Source organism: Streptomyces sp. NPDC029152 (assembly GCF_055564355.1).
In genome coordinates this window covers 135,518-151,832 of the sequence record NZ_JBVHWR010000008.1, presented here as the reverse complement: position 1 = coordinate 151,832, position 16,315 = coordinate 135,518, and the positions used below count along the sequence as shown (strand labels likewise).

The window sequence follows — 16,315 nt, the reverse complement described above, 5'->3', positions numbered from 1 at the left end:
GAGGCCTTCCGCCTACTTGCGGCTGTAGTTCGGCGCCTCGACCGTCATCTGGATGTCGTGCGGGTGGCTCTCCTTGAGGCCGGCGGAGGTGATCCGCACGAACCGGCCGTTCGCCTGGAGCTCGGGCACGGTGCGGCCGCCGACGTAGAACATCGACTGGCGCAGGCCGCCGACCAGCTGGTGGACGACCGAGGAGAGCGGGCCGCGGTAGGGCACCTGGCCCTCGATGCCCTCGGGGACCAGCTGCTCGTCGGAGGCGACGCCCTCCTGGAAGTAGCGGTCCTTGGAGAACGACTTGCGGTCGCCGCGGGTCTGCATGGCGCCCAGCGAGCCCATGCCGCGGTACGACTTGAACTGCTTGCCGTTGATGAACAGCAGCTCGCCCGGCGACTCCTCGCAGCCCGCGAGCAGCGAGCCGAGCATCACCGTGTCGGCACCCGCGACCAGGGCCTTGGCGATGTCGCCGGAGTACTGCAGGCCACCGTCGCCGATGACCGGGACGCCGGCCTCCCTGGCGGCGAGCGACGCCTCGTAGATGGCCGTGACCTGAGGGACGCCGATGCCGGCGACGACGCGGGTGGTGCAGATCGAGCCGGGGCCGACACCCACCTTGATGCCGTCCACGCCGGCGTCGATGAGGGCCTTGGCGCCGTCGCGGGTGGCGATGTTGCCGCCGATGACGTCCACGCCGGTGGAGTTCGACTTGATCTTGGCGACCATGTCGCCGACCAGGCGGGAGTGGCCGTGCGCGGTGTCGACGACGATGAAGTCGACACCGGCCTCGATCAGCGCCTGGGCGCGCTCGAAGGCGTCACCGGCGACGCCGACCGCGGCGCCGACCAGCAGCCGGCCCTCGCCGTCCTTGGCGGCGTTGGGGTACTTCTCGGCCTTGACGAAGTCCTTGACCGTGATCAGGCCCTTGAGGACGCCGTTGTCGTCGACCAGCGGCAGCTTCTCGATCTTGTGCCGGCGCAGCAGCTCCATGGCGTCCGCGCCGGAGATGCCGACCTTGCCGGTGACCAGCGGCATCGGCGTCATGACCTCGCGCACCTGACGGGAGCGGTCGGTCTCGAAGGCCATGTCGCGGTTGGTGACGATGCCGAGCAGCTTCTTGTTGCCGTCGGTGACCGGGACGCCGCTGATGCGGAACTTGGCGCACAGCGCGTCGGCCTCGCCGAGGGTGGCGTCCGGGTGGATGGTGATCGGGTCGGCCACCATGCCCGACTCGGAGCGCTTGACCAGGTCGACCTGGTTGGCCTGGTCCTCGATGGACAGGTTGCGGTGCAGGACCCCGACGCCGCCCTGGCGGGCCATCGCGATCGCCATGCGCGATTCGGTGACCTTGTCCATGGCCGCGGACAGCAGCGGGATGTTCACCCGCACGTTCTTGGAGACGTACGAGGCGGTGTCGATCTCGTCGGGTGCCATGTCCGACGGGCCCGGCAGCAGCAGCACGTCGTCGTAGGTCAGCCCGAGTGTCGCGAATTTCTCGGGCACTCCGTCGACGTTGGCAGTCATGACACCTTCCCCAAATGGCCTTGATCGGTGCGGATGTCCATGCTAACGGGAACCGGACGTGGCTCATTCCACGATCATGGGAGCCCGCGGCGTTCGTGGTTTCGTACGAAGCGGCCGCTCCGCCCGTCCGCGCGGCGGACTACTGCTCCGCCAGGGCCCGCAGACGGCTCAGCGCCCGGTGCTGGGCGACGCGCACGGCCCCGGGTGACATTCCCAACATCTGTCCGGTCTCCTCGGCCGTGAGCCCCACGGCGATGCGCAGCAGGAGCAGCTCGCGCTGGTTCTCGGGCAGGTTGGCGAGGAGTTTCTTGGCCCAGGCGGCGTCGCTGCTCAGCAGCGCCCGCTCCTCCGGCCCGAGCGAGTCGTCGGGCCGCTCGGGCATCTCGTCGGACGGCACGGCCGTGGAGCCGGGGTGCCGCATCGCCGCGCGCTGGAGGTCGGCGACCTTGTGGGCGGCGATGGCGAAGACGAACGCCTCGAAGGGGCGCCCGGTGTCCTTGTAGCGCGGCAGCGCGAGGAGCACCGCGACGCAGACCTCCTGGGCGAGATCCTCGACGAAGTGCCTGGCGTCGCCGGGCAGCCGGGACAGACGTGTCCGGCAGTAGCGCAGCGCCAGGGGATGGACATGGGCGAGCAGGTCGTGCGTGGCCTGCTCGTCCCCGTCGACGGCACGGTGCACGAGCCCACCGACCGTCCCCTGGCCGGGGGCCGCCTCGTCGTCACGCATCGGTCCATGGTGCCTTGCGGCTGTCCGATCCGTGGCTCCGTGCCCGTTGTTGTGCACCGAAGCGTTATGAGCAGGTGCGCCGGAACCCATCCCCTGCGCCCTCCCCTTCCGCTCGACCGACTCGTCCCCGAGGAACTCCACACCTCAAGGATGCGTCATCCGCGGCGAAACGAGCAGCGGGCATCCGGCGGGTCGGCTTGTCACCCCCGCCCACCTCGCGGTAAGCGGGGAACCGGGCGTCCCCGTCGGACCCCGCGGGCGTCCACCGCACGGGGACGCCCTACCGGACGAGGCCCCACCGGAAACCGAGCGCCACCGCGTGTGCCCGGTCCGATGCGCCGAGCTTCTTGAAGAGCCGCCGGGCGTGCGTCTTGACGGTGTCCTCGGAGAGGAACAGCTCGCGTCCGATCTCCGCGTTGGACCGGCCGTGGCTCATGCCCTCCAGGACCTGGATCTCCCGCGCGGTGAGCGTGGGCGCGGCGCCCATCTCGGCCGAGCGCAGCCGGCGCGGGGCGAGCCGCCAGGTCGGGTCGGCGAGGGCCTGCGTGACGGTGGCGCGCAGCTCGGCGCGCGAGGCGTCCTTGTGCAGGTACCCACGGGCGCCGGCGGCGACCGCGAGGGCGACGCCGTCCAGGTCCTCGGCGACGGTGAGCATGATGATGCGCGCACCGGGGTCGGCGGACAGCAGGCGCCGGACGGTCTCGACGCCGCCCAGGCCGGGCATGCGCACGTCCATCAGAATCAGGTCCGAGCGGTCGGCGCCCCAGCGGCGGAGGACTTCCTCGCCGTTGGCGGCCGTCGTCACGCGCTCGACGCCGGGCACGGTCGCGACCGCGCGGCGGAGCGCCTCTCGGGCAAGCGGGGAGTCGTCGCAGACGAGGACGGAAGTCATGGCCGTCCTCCGCAGCTGATGCGCGTCACGTTGAGCCTCCAGGCTGTTACGAAATCTCACCTGTGCGGTCGACCGTCCCGGACGCCCGCCCGAGCACCTGTTCCTTCAACCGCCTCCGCACTCTCAACGACGGTCACTCGAAAGAGTTACGGGGCTGTGTGTCGTCTTCGGCACTCTACGTGAGGGGGTGCTCACGGTGCAGACATGCGCGGCGGACCCACGCCCTTTCATCACAAGCCATGCCCTATTTGGCCGCTTTTCTTCCGCTTCGCTGGTGTCTGCGGCTAGATTCGCAATGGGTCATATTTTCATCTCCTTAGATCGTACTTGTACGGTCGTGGACACCGAATCCACCCAGATCGGCTACAAGGGGTCACGCAATGGCAGATTTCTCCCGCCTTCCCGGACCGAACGCGGACCTGTGGGACTGGCAGCTCCTGGCTGCCTGCCGCGGGGTGGACAGCTCGCTCTTCTTCCATCCGGAGGGCGAGCGCGGTGCGGCCCGGAGCGCTCGCGAGAACTCGGCCAAGGAGGTCTGCATGAGGTGCCCGGTCCGCGCGGAGTGCGCGGCGCACGCACTGGCGGTGCGCGAGCCGTACGGCGTGTGGGGCGGGCTGACCGAGGACGAGCGCGAGGAGCTCATGGGACGGGCGCGCAACCGCCTGGTGGCGGCGTCCGCGCAGGGGACGGTGTCGGTCGGCGGGGACGCCGCCGCACACCACTGAAGGAACGTTTTTCCGATAGATCGTCGATCACCGGCGAAAGCCGGCCGGGGCACGCGCACGCGTGCCCTTTCCGCTCAGCGCGCGGCGGCCTGGCCCGAGGCGGCCCTGGCCAGCTCGTCCAGCGTCGCCGTCACCGCGGGCACCTGCGCGAGGTCGGGCAGCGTCAGCGCGACGATCTCCCGCCGCACCTCGGGTTCCAGCGCCACCGTGCGCACGCCCCGGGGCCGTACGGACTCGACGGCGAGCTGCGGCAGGACGGCGACGCCGAGACCGGCCCCGACCAGGCCGACCACCGCCGGGTAGTCGTCGGTCGCGAAGTCGATGCGCGGGGTGAAGCCGGCGCCCTCGCAGACCTCGACCAGCTGGCCGCGGCAGCGCGGGCAGCCGGCGATCCACGGCTCCCGGGCCAGCTCCCCGATGGCCACGGAGGCCCCGGCGCCGCCACCGGCCAGCCGGTGGCTTTCGGGCACCAGGGCCACGAGGCGGTCGGCCAGCAGCGGCCGGACGACCAGGTCGTCCCACTCCTCGGCACCCGCCGCGCCCTCGTAGCGGAAGGCGAGCGCCACGTCGCAGTCGCCCTCGCGCAGCAGCTCCACGGACCTGGGCGGCTCGGCCTCCTCCAGGAAGACCCGGGTGCCGGGGTGGGCGGCGCGCAGCGCGGCCAGGGCCGTGGGGACGAGGGTGGAGCTGCCGCTGGGGAAGGAGACGAGGCGGACCCGCCCGGCCCGCAGGCCCGCGATGGCCGCGACCTCCTCCTCGGCCGCGGTCAGCCCGGCGAGGATCCCGGCGGCGTGCCGCACCAGCGCCTCACCGGCCTGGGTCAGGCGCATCGCGCGGCCGGTGCGCACGAGCAGGGGCGTGCCGACGGAGGCCTCCAGGGCCTTCATCTGCTGGCTGACGGCGGGCTGGGTGCAGCCCAGCTCACGCCCCGCGGCGGAGAAGGAGCCGGTGGATGCCACGGCGCGCAGGACGCGGAGATGACGGGCCTCGATCACACCGCCGAGGATAAGCGACCCTTTGACCGGACGCCCAATAATGCGTCGCCGCTTTGACGGGGCCTGTCCTACCGTTCGTCCATGAGGCTTCTGTCAGTCAACCTGGGCCGCCCGAAGGCCGTGCCGTACACCGACCAGCCCGACGGCGTCACCGGCATCGACAAGCGTCCGGCCGACGGACCCGTCCGGGTGACGGCGCCCGGGCCGAAGGGGACCGGCGCGAGCGGGCTGGCCGGGGACACGGTGTGCGACACCCGCCACCACGGCGGCGTCGACCAGGCCGTGTACGCCGTGGCGCGCGAGGACATGGACGACTGGGAGCGCGAGCTGGGCCGTCCGCTGCCGCACGGCTCGTTCGGCGAGAACCTCACCACGACGGGCGTGGACGTCTCCGGCGCGCTGATCGGCGAGCGCTGGCGCGTCGGCCCCGACCTGGTCCTGGAGGTCACCAGCGGCCGGATCCCCTGCCGGACCTTCCAGGGCCACCTGGGTGAGCGGCGGTGGGTGAGGCGCTTCACGGCCAAGGGCGCGCCGGGCGCGTACCTGCGGGTGATCGAGCCCGGCGGGATACGGGCGGGCGACCCGGTGGAGATCGTGCACCGGCCCGCCCACGAGGTGACGGTGGCGCTTCAGTTCCGGGCGGTGACCACGGAGCGGGAGCTGCTGCCCCGGCTGCTCGCGGCGGGCGACGCCCTGCACCCGGAGGCCCTGGCCGCGGCGCGCAAGTACATGGACCGGCAGGGAGCCTGACCCGGGCTCACCAGGGCCCCCTCCACACGCCCTTCACGATCCGCAGTCCTGGTGAGCGAAACGGACCCGCCTGGTCCGGCCCCATAACCTTGCGCCATGACAACGGCATTGATTACGGGATCGACGGCGGGCATCGGCGCCGCGTTCGCGCGGCGGCTGGGGGCCGACGGGCACGACCTGGTGCTGGTGGCCCGCGACACCAAGCGGCTGCGCGAACAGGCGACCGAACTGCACGACCGGCACGGCATCGAGGCCGAGGTGCTGACGGCCGACCTGGCGACGGACACGGGCATCGAGGCGGTGGCCGCCCGGCTGGACGACCGCAGGAACCCCGTCGACCTGCTGATCAACAACGCCGGCTTCGGCAACAAGGGCCGATTCCTCGAGGTCTCGATGGCCGACGAGCTGACGATGCTCAAGGTGCACTGCGAGGCGGTGCTGCGGCTGACCGCGGCGGCGACGGAGGCGATGCGGGCACGGGGCCGCGGCGGCGTGGTCAACGTGGCCTCGGTCGCGGCCTTCGTCCCGCGCGGCACGTACGGCGCGTCCAAGGCGTGGGTCGTGCAGTTCACGCAGGGCGTGGCGAAGGACCTGGCCGGCAGCGGCGTACGGCTGATGGCCCTGTGCCCCGGTTTCGTGCGCACGGAGTTCCACGAGCGGGCCGGCATGGGCACGGACAACATCCCGAACTGGATGTGGCTGGACGCCGACAAACTGGTCTCGGCGGCCCTCGCCGACCTGTCCCGCGGCAAGTCCCTGTCGATCCCCGACCCGCGCTACAAGGCGCTGATGGGCGCGGCGAAGCTGGTGCCGCGGGGGATGCTGGGCGGGATCTCGTCCCGGACGGGGCGGAAGTACGGGCCGCAGTAGGGGAAGACCGGGCGACCCGGTGAGGCCGTCACCCGAACGTGTGGTCTGCCCTTGCTCGGCCCTCACCAGGTGTACGGATGCGACGTAACGTCCAGGCGTCTGCGCCGCAGCGTGCGCAGGTCGTGGCAGGGGAGAGGACGGCATCGCGTGATCGCGGACACCGGCGGCCGGGACGGGCTGTTCGCCGACGGCGCCGACGGGCGGAACGCCGACGGGCGCCGTGCGGACGGGGCGGTGAGGGACGGCGCGCAGCAGGAGCGCGTCGCGGGACGGGTGTGGACGGTGCGCCTGGATCCGCACGGCGGCACCTCCTCGGGCACGGTCCGGCTCACGTGCTCCGGCCCGGACTGCGCCGATCAGCGTCTGTCCGACGCCTCCGCGGGGCGCAGGGCCGCGACCGCGCACGTCAACGGGCATCTGGCCCGGGTACGGGAGGGCGGCGGACCGCGCGGCGACGCCTGGTGCGGCTGCCGGGCCGCCGACTGCGCGTGGCACTCCCCCGGCGTTCCGGCCGGACGGCGCGCCGGGGCGCGGCCGGCCGCGGGGACCGTGCGGTGCGGGGGGCCGGTGGTGCTGACGGTGTACGCGGACCGTGCCGGACGACTGTGGCGCATCGCGGAGGTGTGCGCACGCTGCGCGGCCGCCACCCACGACTGCCGGGTCCTGGACACCGCCCCGCCCCCGCCCCGGTCCGTCCCGCCGTCGCCCACGGGCGGGCCGGTCCCGGCACCGGGCGGGCAGCCGGCGGGCCCCGGAGTGGCGGCGGGCCCGGGGATGGCGGCGGTGTTCTCCGACCGCGCCCCCGCCCCGTCCGTCCCCGCCCCCGCCGGCCCGCCGGTCCCCCGGGCCGCCTCGCCCCGGGAAGCGTCCCGGCGGACGAGGACGACGCGGTGGCGGAAGATCGCACAGCGGGTCGTGCCGCCCGACCTGCGACCCGAGGCGCTGCGGGTGGAGCTCGTCGAGCTGGGGGACGCCTTCCGCGCCTACCAGCGGCGCCCCGAACCCGACCTCGCCCTCCTCGCCGGGCTCCACGAGCGCAAGGCCCGCGCGTTCGCCCTGTGGGCCGACGTCACGGGCGACGACTCCCTGCGCGACGAGGCGCACCGGGCCGAGAAGGCCGTGCAGGCCACCCTCGAGATGCACCGGAACCGCGTCGGCGTCACGGCGGTCGACGGCGGTCCGGCCGTCGAGTTTCTGCTGACCCGGGGTCAGGGAGCGCACGCCCGCGCCGTACTGGAGCACGTCGGGGCCCATGCGCCGTGCCCCGGGGCCGAGGCGCGCCTCGCGGTGCTCATGCTCACCCTGCGGGCCGCGCGCGCGGGCGTGGGGAACGTCACCGGACAGGACCTCACCGGCTGGCTGCGGGACGATGCCGAGCCGGTGCTCCAGCGGCTCGTCGACGCCGGCTGGCTGCGTCTGCCCGGGACGGCCGCCGAAGTGCTGGCCGCCCGGCCCGAGGACCCCGCCCCGGTCACCGTCCCCGCGCTCCTGCCCACCGGGCCCCGCCCGTTCTCGTTCGGCAAGGTCACCCGCGCCAGGCTCTCGGGCTGGGCGCAGAAGGTGGTGGGCGACCGGAAGCTGCGCAAGAAGAGGGCGGACGCCGCCACCCGGCTCCTCGCCCTCTACACCGCCGCCCACTGCAGCCCCGACGGCCGTCTCGGAGGCGCCGGGGACGACGGGCTGGACCTGACCGCGGTCGCCGCGTTCTGCGCCGTGCCGCCCGAGGACGTCACCGGGCACGTCGAACGACTGGTCGCCGCCGACTGGCTCACCGAGGCCGACACCGCCGGAGGGAGGCTGCGCGGCCGGCTCGCCGAGCGGGTCCTGCCGCTGGGAGGGCTGCTGTGACGCCGGTGGCGCACGTCCCGCCCGGTCCGGCCGGGAGAGCGACGGGCCGGTCCGCGGTGGCCACCCGTCGTGCGGGCTCCCCGCCGGGGACCGGCGGTCCGTCCGGGGAGGACGTGCCCGTCGGAGAACGGGCGGCGGGACGCCAAAGGCCCCGGACACGTCACTGTGGCGACGCGTCCTCGCAGCTCTCCGAGGTCCTCATCACTTCGAAGACCACCGGGTAGTCGGTGATCTGCTGGTTCGGCACCGGCCGGGACGCGCAGATCCTCCACTCGGCCGGGTCGTCCACGGGACGGTTCCGTCCGCTCGCGTCCTCGAAGGCCATGTCGATCTCGGAGCCCATCTGCTCCTGCGCGCGCCCGGCGTTGCCGCCGATGACGTCGGGCATGCTCGCGGCGACCGGTTCGGGGTCCGCCGAACGGCGCGCCTCGGTGTTCCCCGACGCGGGCGGCGTGGTCTCCGCCGGGGCGTCCGGCCCGGACGACGCGCCGCAGGCGGTGACCGTGGCCAGGAGCGCGGCGACGAGTGCGGATCCCAGGAGCTTGGTGGTGGTCATGTCCATCCCGAAGTGTCGACGGTTCGGGACAGTATTCACGGCGGGGCGGGAAGAGGGACCACTTCCTTGATCACGGTTCGGGCGCGGGGAACCGCGCGAACACCCCACGGCGCCGCCCCCTGCGACGAACCGGAGCGGCGGACCGGCGGACGGGGCGGGCTGTATCTGCTGGAGCTGGAAGGGCATGCCGGCCGGGTGGTCCTGTCCACCGGACGTCCACCCGCCGATCACCGCAGCGCGTTGCTGGAACGGCTGCAGAGTGGCAAGGGGCTGCGTCCCCACGCCGTTTCCGACTCCGTTTCGGCCGCCCTGGACACGCTCGTCTTCCGGGCCACCGCGGCGGACGTGCAGGACCGTCTCGCTTCCGTCGACGAGTTCCTCGAACTCCTGGCCGCCGCCGAGTTGGACGCGACGGCTCCGCAGGGGGCCGGCGGACCGGAGGCAGATCCCCCCAACGTCCAGCCCGGACAGCGCCTGAACGGTGCCTGGTCCGTGGTCCGTGTGCTCGGTACCGGCGCGACGGCCCGCGCCCTGCTGGTGCGCAGTACGGCTGACGAAGGAGCGGAGGGCCCCCGGCGGAGAGTTCCCTGCGGGTCTTCGAGGTCGCTCTGGACCAGGAGAAGGACGCGCGACTGCTCGCGGAGTCCAGGGCCCTCGACGCCTCGCCGAATCCGCCTCATCGCGCGTCCACGGATTCCTCGGCTGCGTCACGGGCTCCGCACGGACGTTCCCCACCTGTCGGCGGTGCCGAGGTAGGGCGTGCGCACGCACTCGGGCAACGGGTGCGCGACGGCGCTGCGACGAGAAACGACGATCCGGCCAGTTCGCGGCTTGTTCCAGTCTGAGTACGGCTACTCAGACTTCTTGATGCCGGATACGGGTGGGGCCGGTGGTGACGGCACATTAGCGTTCACTCCGTTCACACACCATTGCCGGTGAACGAGGGCTGTTCGGGCCGGTGGTGGGGCCAGGAAGTCGGGGAGGGGCCACGCATGGCGTGGGAGGAGTGGGAGCGGCTCAAAACTGCGGCAGCCGAGCGTCAGTCCGCGCACACGCAGCTCAACCAGTTGCCGGCCGACCAGGCAGGAGCGGGCGGTGGCGGCACCTATGGTCCTCCGTCGGGCAGGCTGCGGTCGGACAAGTCCGCATGGTCCAAGGCGGGGGAGGGCCTCGGCGAGGTGCAGACCAGCATCGGCAAGGCGTTGACGAAGCTGGAGGAATCCCAGACCGGTCTCGACGAGGGTTCCGCGTTCTTGACCGCCGCGGCGCAGAAGGGGGTCTTCGACTCGTGGGCGCGCCGGGTGAAGGACATCGACGAGTGGTGCGAGGGTCTCGCCGGTGTCCTGGAGAAGACGGGGAACGACCAGCTGAGGACGGACCAGGCGATCGAGGCCGAGATCGCCGCGCTGAGCGTCGGTTCCGAGGACGCGTCCGCCGGCCACGGCAAGGACCGGTGACCGGTCGTGGACATCAAGGCGCTCAAGGCGCTCAAGCCGGCCGAGTACGCGGAGGCCGCGGACGGATACCGCGCGGTGAGCGATGCGTCCGACGCAGCCGCGGAGCGCATCGGCAAGCAGATCACCAAGGCCATGGACGCGGCCAACGAGGGCGAGGCCGCTGACGCGGCGCAGAAGCAGCTGAAGAAGCTCTCCGAGAACCTTCACTACACCCAGGTCGAGTGCGGTCTGGTCAGCGGGGCGCTCAACGGCTTCTCCGCCGAGATCGCCTCCCCCAGGCGCCGTCTGATCGAGGCGTTGGACGACGCGGCGGCCCTGGGGTATCCGGTCAGCCCGGCTGGAGACGTCACGTTTCCCGCCGGTGGCGAGAACAAGGCGACCGGAGGCGAGGTCCCGGGCGGCACGGCCGTGGGCAACAACGGCATGCTGAGTCCCGGCAACAGAGCCCTGTACGGCCCTGGCCCCGACGGGCTGTACTCGCCGGACGCGGGAACCAGCGGTATCGACATCCACCACGGCAACCCGCACCACGCGAAGGCCCAGGACATCGCCGACCGCATCGCCCACGCCCTGCGGGAAGCCACGGAGATCGACGAGCGCTACAGCGAGGCACTCGGCAAGCTCAAGGCGGCGCCGGGGCTGGGCGTCACCACGAAGACGTGGGCGGACGTGGCGTCCGACGTCGGTGCCGTCAGCTCGGCCGCGAGCGAATACCTCCGGGACACCATCCCGCTGGACAAGCCTCCCGCCGACCGCAAAGAGTGGTGGGACAGCCTCAGCGACGAGGAACGCGACGAGTACAGGATGGCGTTCCCGGAGATCATCGGAAACCTGGACGGCATTCCGGCAGCGGTGCGCGACGAGGCGAACCGCGAGAACCTGCCCCTGCTCATCGCGTCACTGGAGGGCCGGCACGACGAGGCGTCGCAGACCAAGCTGGGTGGTCTGGAGAAAATCCAGGAGAAGCTCGGAAAACCCAGTGTGCCGCCGATGTACCTCTTGGGCATCGGCCTCGAAGGCAACGGGCGCGCCATCGTCTCGTACGGGAATCCCGACACGGCGAAGAATGTTTCGGCCTACGTCCCGGGGCTCGGGACCAAGCTGGACAAGGGATTCGCCGGCGAGACGATGAAGAGAGCCCAAGACACAGCACTCGGTGCCGCTGAGGCGGACCCCCACAGTTCGACGGCCTCGATAGTCTGGCTCGGTTACGACGCACCACAGACTTCCGTCGATGACCTCGCCGCCAACACCGACGTCATGTTCCGGGACAACGCCGAAGCCGGCGCTCCTGCATATAACAGCTTTATGGCCGGAATATCCGCCACGAACACGAACGATGATCCACATATCACAGCCATTGGGCACTCCTACGGCTCCCTCACTGTTGGCCTGGCAGCTCAGGAAAAAGGCGGTGTGCCCGGCGCCGACGACATCATCCTTGTCGGAAGCCCAGGCACTGGAGCGCAGCACGCGGATGAACTCAATGTGGGCAGCCGACACGTTTTTGTCGGCGCTGCGGACAACGACATCGTCACGAAGCTCCCCAACCATGAGGAGGCCAGCGGGATGGGGGCCGGAGCCGCCGGCGGCGGGTCGGCGGGGCTAGTGCTGGGTCTGGGTATGGGTGGTCCGGTGGGAGGGTTTGTCGGTGGCGTGAGCGGCACTCTGATCGGCGGTATCGCCGGTTACTCGGCTCAGGACCAACAGACGGACCCCAGCCAGATATGGTTCGGAACCGACCCGGCCAACAAGCAGTTCGGTGCTACGCGTTTCCTGGTGAGCGACGGCCCCACTCTGACTGAAGCCGGAACTGCCGCCCATTCACAGTACTTCACCCCCACAAAGGACCAAATGTCAGCCGACAATATCGCGAAGATCGTCGCCGGTAAGTCCGACGAGATCATTCTGGAGCGTCCGCGATGAGAAGCTTCCGGGCACCTTTGGCCATGGCGGGGATACTGCTCCTGGTAACAGGGTGTACTTCAAGCCAGCCGAGAGGAGAGCGTGCCGAGATGGACATGCAGGAGGCTGCTGAGCATGCCGACAAGATCCTGGACCGTACGTTCGATGCCATCAAGCCAACGGTTCACTGGACCCATGGTGAATCCACTGAGGGTGACTGTGACGTGTCGCGCCGTCGGGCGGTGATGACTGTCATCAGCCCGCAACGCCGCGGCAACTTTATGGGAGTCGTGGAACGACACTGGAAGGAAGAGGGGTTTCGGCAACTCGGCGTCAACCGTAGCACTGAAAGCCCTGCCATGTATTTTCAGACGCCAGATGAGTTCAACGTACGACTTCTTGTCGGCGGCAATGGGCAAGTGTTTTTCGAGGTGGCCACTCCTTGTGTAGAAAAATCTTCTGTGTCGCCGCCGAAAAGTAAGACCGTGGGGCCCGACTACGCAGGTGGCCCCATTCCGGATCCCGACGTCAAGTCCGAGTTCTGGTCGGAGACGACGCCGATCTCTTCGTGAGGTGCTCGCACCCGATCGCCGGCGCCCCAACGTGTCAGGTCGGCTCAGGGTCGCCCATACAAGCCGCTCACGCGTCTGAGTGGTTCCGCGGGGTTGTCGGCGGCCTTCGGTCGTCGCCCGGAGCCTCCTGCAGCACTGGCAGGACGGGGTGCGGGCCGTGGGGCCCGGCCCACTCGGGGTACTTCGATTCCGAGAGAAATCCGTCCGCTGCAAACAATATCGCCAAGATCGTCTCCGGAAGAGCAGATCTAGTCACGACAGAAGAGTCACGATGAAAAGGTTTCCCATCGGAGTGATCGGAACCTCACTCGCACTCCTCACCGCCGTCGGTTGCGGCGGTGACCATGGGCGTTCGGAAGACGCACGGAAGGCTTCGAATGTGAACATGCAGGAGGCGGCGGACAAGGCCGACGCGCTTGTTCACGAAACTTTCTCGACGGTGAAGCCTCCCATCGAGTGGACTCACGACGTGTCGGATCACGGCAGCTGTGGTGGAGAGTCGACCGGGCTGGGGGACGTTACGCGCCGCGCGGTTGTCATGACAAAGGTTTCGAAGGAGAGGAGGGGCGCCCTGCTCGGCATCATCGAGCGCCATTGGAAGAAGAACGGAAACAAAATCACCGACGTCAACCCGAGTGTCGATTTCCCGGAAATTTACGCCGAAAGCGGTGACGGACTGCTCCGCATGAGCTTGGTGGTCGGCGGGGAGGGCCAGTTCTTCCTGGACGTCCAAACCTCCTGCGTCAAGGAGTCGAGCGTGGCCCCGCCGGCGACGAAAGTGAACGGCCGCAGCTACTACGGTGAGGCGATTCCGAGGCCCAACATGGAAGACGCCTTCTGGTCCTCCAGTGAACCCCTCCCATCGACGTCTTCGGGCTGAGGAACCAGCCCGCCCTCTGAAAGACGACCTGCGCGCTCGGACCGACGACGGGCCGAAGTTCCCGTACTGCGCTGCGCGCCGAGCACGACCAGGACTTTCTCGCGGGACGTGCGACGGCCATGCACGAGAGCCGGCGGTCAGGATTTCTGTTGTCGACGACCTGTGCAGCCATCATGTTGCATCGAGTCCGAACGGGCCGACTGCCCGCTTCAAGACGCAGGACGGGTTTCAACTGGAGGTCCTGATCAGGCCAAAGGCCAAGCTCACCTGAGCGCCACGACCCTCTGCGGGGAGAAGTCCGATGCTTCCCGGCCGACCAGTAAGCCGAGCGGTCCTGATCACTCGAAGAGCGAAGCCGCACCCGGCAACAGGCCGGACGGGGCGGACGCGACCCCGGCGCCCCTGAAGAACGCACGGTGCCCGGTGCCCCCGCGGGGGCACCGGGCACCGTCGGCTCAGCTCAGCTCAGCGCAGCGCTCAGTGGGCGTGGCCGTGGCCGTGGCCCGCGGCGGCCGGCTCTTCCTCTTCCTTCTTCTCGACGACCAGGGTCTCGGTCGTCAGCAGGAGGGAGGCGATGGAGGCGGCGTTCTCCAGGGCGGAGCGGGTGACCTTGACCGGGTCGATGACGCCGGCCTTGACCAGGTCTCCGTACTCGCCGGTGGCGGCGTTGTAGCCGCTGCCCTTCTCGAGCTCCGCGACCTTGGAGACGATCACGTAGCCCTCGAGGCCGGCGTTCTCGGCGATCCAGCGCAGCGGCTCGACGGCGGCCTTGCGGACGACCGACACACCGGTGGCCTCGTCGCCGGACTTGCCGAGGTTGCCCTCGAGGACCTTGACGGCGTGGACCAGGGCGGAGCCACCACCGGAGACGATGCCCTCCTCGACCGCGGCGCGGGTCGCGGAGATGGCGTCCTCCAGACGGTGCTTGCGCTCCTTCAGCTCCACCTCGGTGGCGGCGCCGACCTTGATCACGCACACGCCGCCGGCCAGCTTCGCGAGGCGCTCCTGGAGCTTCTCGCGGTCCCAGTCGGAGTCCGTGTTCTCGATCTCGGCCTTGATCTGGGCGACGCGGCCCTGGAGGTCCTCGGCGTTGCCGGCACCCTCGACGATCGTGGTGTCGTCCTTGGTGACGGTGACACGGCGGGCGGAGCCGAGCACGTCCAGGCCGACCTGGTCGAGCTTGAGGCCGACCTCCTCGGAGATGACGGTGGCGCCGGTGAGGACGGCCATGTCCTGCAGCATCGCCTTGCGGCGGTCGCCGAAGCCCGGGGCCTTCACCGCGACGGCGTTGAAGGTGCCGCGGATCTTGTTCACGACGAGGGTGGAGAGGGCCTCGCCCTCGACGTCCTCGGCGATGATCAGCAGCGGCTTGGAGGAGTTGGTCTGGATGACCTTCTCCAGCAGCGGCAGCAGGTCGGCGATGGAGGAGATCTTGCCCTGGTTGATGAGGATGTACGGGTCCTCGAGGACGGCCTCCATGCGCTCCTGGTCCGTCACGAAGTACGGCGACAGGTAGCCCTTGTCGAAGGCCATGCCCTCGGTGAAGTCCAGCTCCAGGCCGAAGGTGTTGGACTCCTCGACGGTGATGACACCGTCCTTGCCGACCTTGTCCATGGCCTCGGCGATGAGCTCGCCGACCTGCTGGTCCTGGGCGGACAGCGCGGCCACGGCGGCGATGTCGGACTTCTCGTCGATCGGGCGGGCGGTCGCGAGGAGGTCCTCGGAGACGGCCTTGACCGCCGCGTCGATGCCCTTCTTCAGCAGCGCCGGGGAGGCACCCGCGGCGACGTTCTTCAGACCCTCGCGCACCAGCGCCTGGGCCAGGACGGTGGCGGTGGTGGTGCCGTCACCCGCGATGTCGTTGGTCTTGGTCGCCACCTCCTTCACCAGCTGGGCGCCGAGGTTCTCGTACGGGTCCTCGATCTCGACCTCGCGGGCGATCGTGACACCGTCGTTGGTGATGGTGGGGGCGCCGAACTTCTTGTCGATGACGACGTTGCGGCCCTTGGGGCCGATCGTCACCTTGACCGTGTCGGCAAGCTTGTTGACGCCGCGCTCGAGGGCGCGACGGGCGTCCTCGTCGAACTTCAGGATCTTCGCCATGGGAGCGGGAGCCCTCTCGGAAATCTGATCTAACGGAAAACAGACTGCGCCCCTCGCGCCCGGCTTCTCATCGGTCGCGGGGGCCAGGGGCGCAGCTGTCGAGCAGAGTCGAGGTGAGTCGACCTACGACGTGCTTCTCGACGTCTTACTTCTCGATGATCGCGAGCACGTCGCGGGCCGAGAGGACGAGGTACTCCTCGCCGTTGTACTTCACCTCGGTGCCGCCGTACTTGCTGTAGAGCACGACGTCGCCGACGGTGACGTCGAGCGGAAGACGGTTGCCGTCCTCGAAGCGGCCCGGGCCCACGGCCAGGACGACGCCCTCCTGGGGCTTCTCCTTGGCAGTGTCCGGAATGACCAGGCCCGAAGCCGTGGTCTGCTCGGCGTCGAGCGGCTGGACCACGATGCGGTCCTCGAGCGGCTTGATGGCAACCTTGGAGCTGGCGGTCGTCACGATCCGACCTCCCCCTTCGGAGATCTCACGGGGTTAACTGTCTGAGGTGGCGACCAGGTGGAT

Annotated in this window: 15 protein-coding genes; 8 read left to right on the top strand and 7 right to left on the bottom strand. The window is 70.2% G+C overall.

Annotated elements, in window-relative coordinates; genetic code table 11:
- Positions 1 to 12 precede the first annotated feature (12 nt).
- The 3 genes from guaB to ACZ4V6_RS18970 form a co-directional block, all read right to left on the bottom strand.
- Positions 13 to 1,518: an IMP dehydrogenase gene (guaB, locus tag ACZ4V6_RS18980; protein ID WP_467828537.1), complete on the bottom strand. Its 1,506-nt coding sequence runs from the start codon at positions 1,516 to 1,518 to the stop codon at positions 13 to 15.
- A 139-nt stretch (positions 1,519 to 1,657) separates the two neighbouring features.
- Complete coding sequence (locus tag ACZ4V6_RS18975; protein WP_077796710.1) at positions 1,658 to 2,245, bottom strand: sigma-70 family RNA polymerase sigma factor; 588 nt, start codon at positions 2,243 to 2,245, stop codon at positions 1,658 to 1,660.
- Between the two features lie 280 nt (positions 2,246 to 2,525).
- Complete coding sequence (locus ACZ4V6_RS18970) at positions 2,526 to 3,137, bottom strand: response regulator transcription factor (RefSeq protein WP_003948568.1); 612 nt, start codon at positions 3,135 to 3,137, stop codon at positions 2,526 to 2,528.
- A 380-nt stretch (positions 3,138 to 3,517) separates the two neighbouring features.
- On the opposite strand from ACZ4V6_RS18970, the gene ACZ4V6_RS18965 reads away from it, so the two are divergent.
- Positions 3,518 to 3,862, top strand: a complete 345-nt coding sequence (locus ACZ4V6_RS18965) for a WhiB family transcriptional regulator (RefSeq protein WP_467828534.1) — start codon at positions 3,518 to 3,520, stop codon at positions 3,860 to 3,862.
- Positions 3,863 to 3,936: 74 nt separating this feature from the next.
- Here ACZ4V6_RS18965 and ACZ4V6_RS18960 read toward each other — a convergent pair whose 3' ends face one another.
- Positions 3,937 to 4,857 carry a LysR family transcriptional regulator gene (locus ACZ4V6_RS18960; RefSeq protein ID WP_467828531.1) on the bottom strand — a complete coding sequence of 307 codons (921 nt, stop codon included), beginning with the start codon at positions 4,855 to 4,857 and terminating at the stop codon, positions 3,937 to 3,939.
- Positions 4,858 to 4,938: 81 nt separating this feature from the next.
- Between ACZ4V6_RS18960 and ACZ4V6_RS18955 the strand changes: the two genes are divergently transcribed.
- From ACZ4V6_RS18955 to ACZ4V6_RS18945, 3 genes are all read left to right on the top strand, one after another.
- Entirely contained in the window at positions 4,939 to 5,607 is a 669-nt protein-coding gene (locus tag ACZ4V6_RS18955) for an MOSC domain-containing protein (protein ID WP_467828528.1), read from the top strand.
- Between the two features lie 96 nt (positions 5,608 to 5,703).
- A complete protein-coding gene (locus tag ACZ4V6_RS18950) occupies positions 5,704 to 6,477 on the top strand; it encodes an SDR family NAD(P)-dependent oxidoreductase (protein WP_467828526.1) in 774 nt (257 codons plus the stop codon).
- A gap of 147 nt (positions 6,478 to 6,624) precedes the next feature.
- The gene (locus tag ACZ4V6_RS18945; RefSeq protein ID WP_467828523.1) at positions 6,625 to 8,325 is read left to right on the top strand and encodes a hypothetical protein; all 1,701 of its coding nucleotides are present in this window, start codon (positions 6,625 to 6,627) and stop codon (positions 8,323 to 8,325) included.
- A gap of 160 nt (positions 8,326 to 8,485) precedes the next feature.
- On the opposite strand, the gene ACZ4V6_RS18940 is transcribed toward ACZ4V6_RS18945, so the two are convergent.
- Complete coding sequence (locus ACZ4V6_RS18940) at positions 8,486 to 8,881, bottom strand: hypothetical protein (protein WP_467828521.1); 396 nt, start codon at positions 8,879 to 8,881, stop codon at positions 8,486 to 8,488.
- A 992-nt stretch (positions 8,882 to 9,873) separates the two neighbouring features.
- On the opposite strand from ACZ4V6_RS18940, the gene ACZ4V6_RS18935 reads away from it, so the two are divergent.
- The 4 genes from ACZ4V6_RS18935 to ACZ4V6_RS18920 all read left to right on the top strand — a co-directional run bounded on the left by ACZ4V6_RS18935 (position 9,874) and on the right by ACZ4V6_RS18920 (position 13,695).
- Positions 9,874 to 10,338 carry a hypothetical protein gene (locus ACZ4V6_RS18935; protein ID WP_467828518.1) on the top strand — a complete coding sequence of 155 codons (465 nt, stop codon included), beginning with the start codon at positions 9,874 to 9,876 and terminating at the stop codon, positions 10,336 to 10,338.
- A 6-nt stretch (positions 10,339 to 10,344) separates the two neighbouring features.
- Positions 10,345 to 12,264 (top strand): alpha/beta hydrolase, encoded by a 1,920-nt coding sequence (locus ACZ4V6_RS18930; protein WP_467828516.1) that lies wholly within the window; start codon positions 10,345 to 10,347, stop codon positions 12,262 to 12,264.
- Between the two features lie 89 nt (positions 12,265 to 12,353).
- Complete coding sequence (locus tag ACZ4V6_RS18925; RefSeq protein ID WP_467828514.1) at positions 12,354 to 12,815, top strand: hypothetical protein; 462 nt, start codon at positions 12,354 to 12,356, stop codon at positions 12,813 to 12,815.
- 385 nt (positions 12,816 to 13,200) lie between these two features.
- The gene (locus tag ACZ4V6_RS18920; protein ID WP_467828977.1) at positions 13,201 to 13,695 is read left to right on the top strand and encodes a hypothetical protein; all 495 of its coding nucleotides are present in this window, start codon (positions 13,201 to 13,203) and stop codon (positions 13,693 to 13,695) included.
- Positions 13,696 to 14,172: 477 nt separating this feature from the next.
- Here the strand turns inward: ACZ4V6_RS18920 and groL are convergent, their stop codons facing one another.
- Positions 14,173 to 15,798, bottom strand: coding sequence for a chaperonin GroEL (gene groL, locus ACZ4V6_RS18915; protein ID WP_467828512.1), 1,626 nt, complete (start codon positions 15,796 to 15,798; stop codon positions 14,173 to 14,175).
- Between the two features lie 145 nt (positions 15,799 to 15,943).
- Positions 15,944 to 16,252, bottom strand: a complete 309-nt coding sequence (gene groES / locus ACZ4V6_RS18910) for a co-chaperone GroES (RefSeq protein ID WP_077796719.1) — start codon at positions 16,250 to 16,252, stop codon at positions 15,944 to 15,946.
- Positions 16,253 to 16,315: the final 63 nt, after the last annotated feature.

Bases quoted from the DNA above. Each gene is read 5' to 3' on its own strand.
- ACZ4V6_RS18965 (WP_467828534.1), top strand. From the start codon at position 3,518: ATGGCAGATTTCTCCCGCCTTCCCGGACCGAACGCGGACCTGTGGGAC.
- ACZ4V6_RS18940 (WP_467828521.1), bottom strand. From the start codon at position 8,881: ATGACCACCACCAAGCTCCTGGGATCCGCACTCGTCGCCGCGCTCCTG.
- ACZ4V6_RS18950 (WP_467828526.1), top strand. From the start codon at position 5,704: ATGACAACGGCATTGATTACGGGATCGACGGCGGGCATCGGCGCCGCG.
- ACZ4V6_RS18935 (WP_467828518.1), top strand. From the start codon at position 9,874: ATGGCGTGGGAGGAGTGGGAGCGGCTCAAAACTGCGGCAGCCGAGCGT.
- ACZ4V6_RS18975 (WP_077796710.1), bottom strand. From the start codon at position 2,245: ATGCGTGACGACGAGGCGGCCCCCGGCCAGGGGACGGTCGGTGGGCTC.
- ACZ4V6_RS18970 (WP_003948568.1), bottom strand. From the start codon at position 3,137: ATGACTTCCGTCCTCGTCTGCGACGACTCCCCGCTTGCCCGAGAGGCG.
- groL (WP_467828512.1), bottom strand. From the start codon at position 15,798: ATGGCGAAGATCCTGAAGTTCGACGAGGACGCCCGTCGCGCCCTCGAG.
- ACZ4V6_RS18925 (WP_467828514.1), top strand. From the start codon at position 12,354: ATGGACATGCAGGAGGCTGCTGAGCATGCCGACAAGATCCTGGACCGT.
- ACZ4V6_RS18955 (WP_467828528.1), top strand. From the start codon at position 4,939: ATGAGGCTTCTGTCAGTCAACCTGGGCCGCCCGAAGGCCGTGCCGTAC.
- ACZ4V6_RS18920 (WP_467828977.1), top strand. From the start codon at position 13,201: ATGCAGGAGGCGGCGGACAAGGCCGACGCGCTTGTTCACGAAACTTTC.
- guaB (WP_467828537.1), bottom strand. From the start codon at position 1,518: ATGACTGCCAACGTCGACGGAGTGCCCGAGAAATTCGCGACACTCGGG.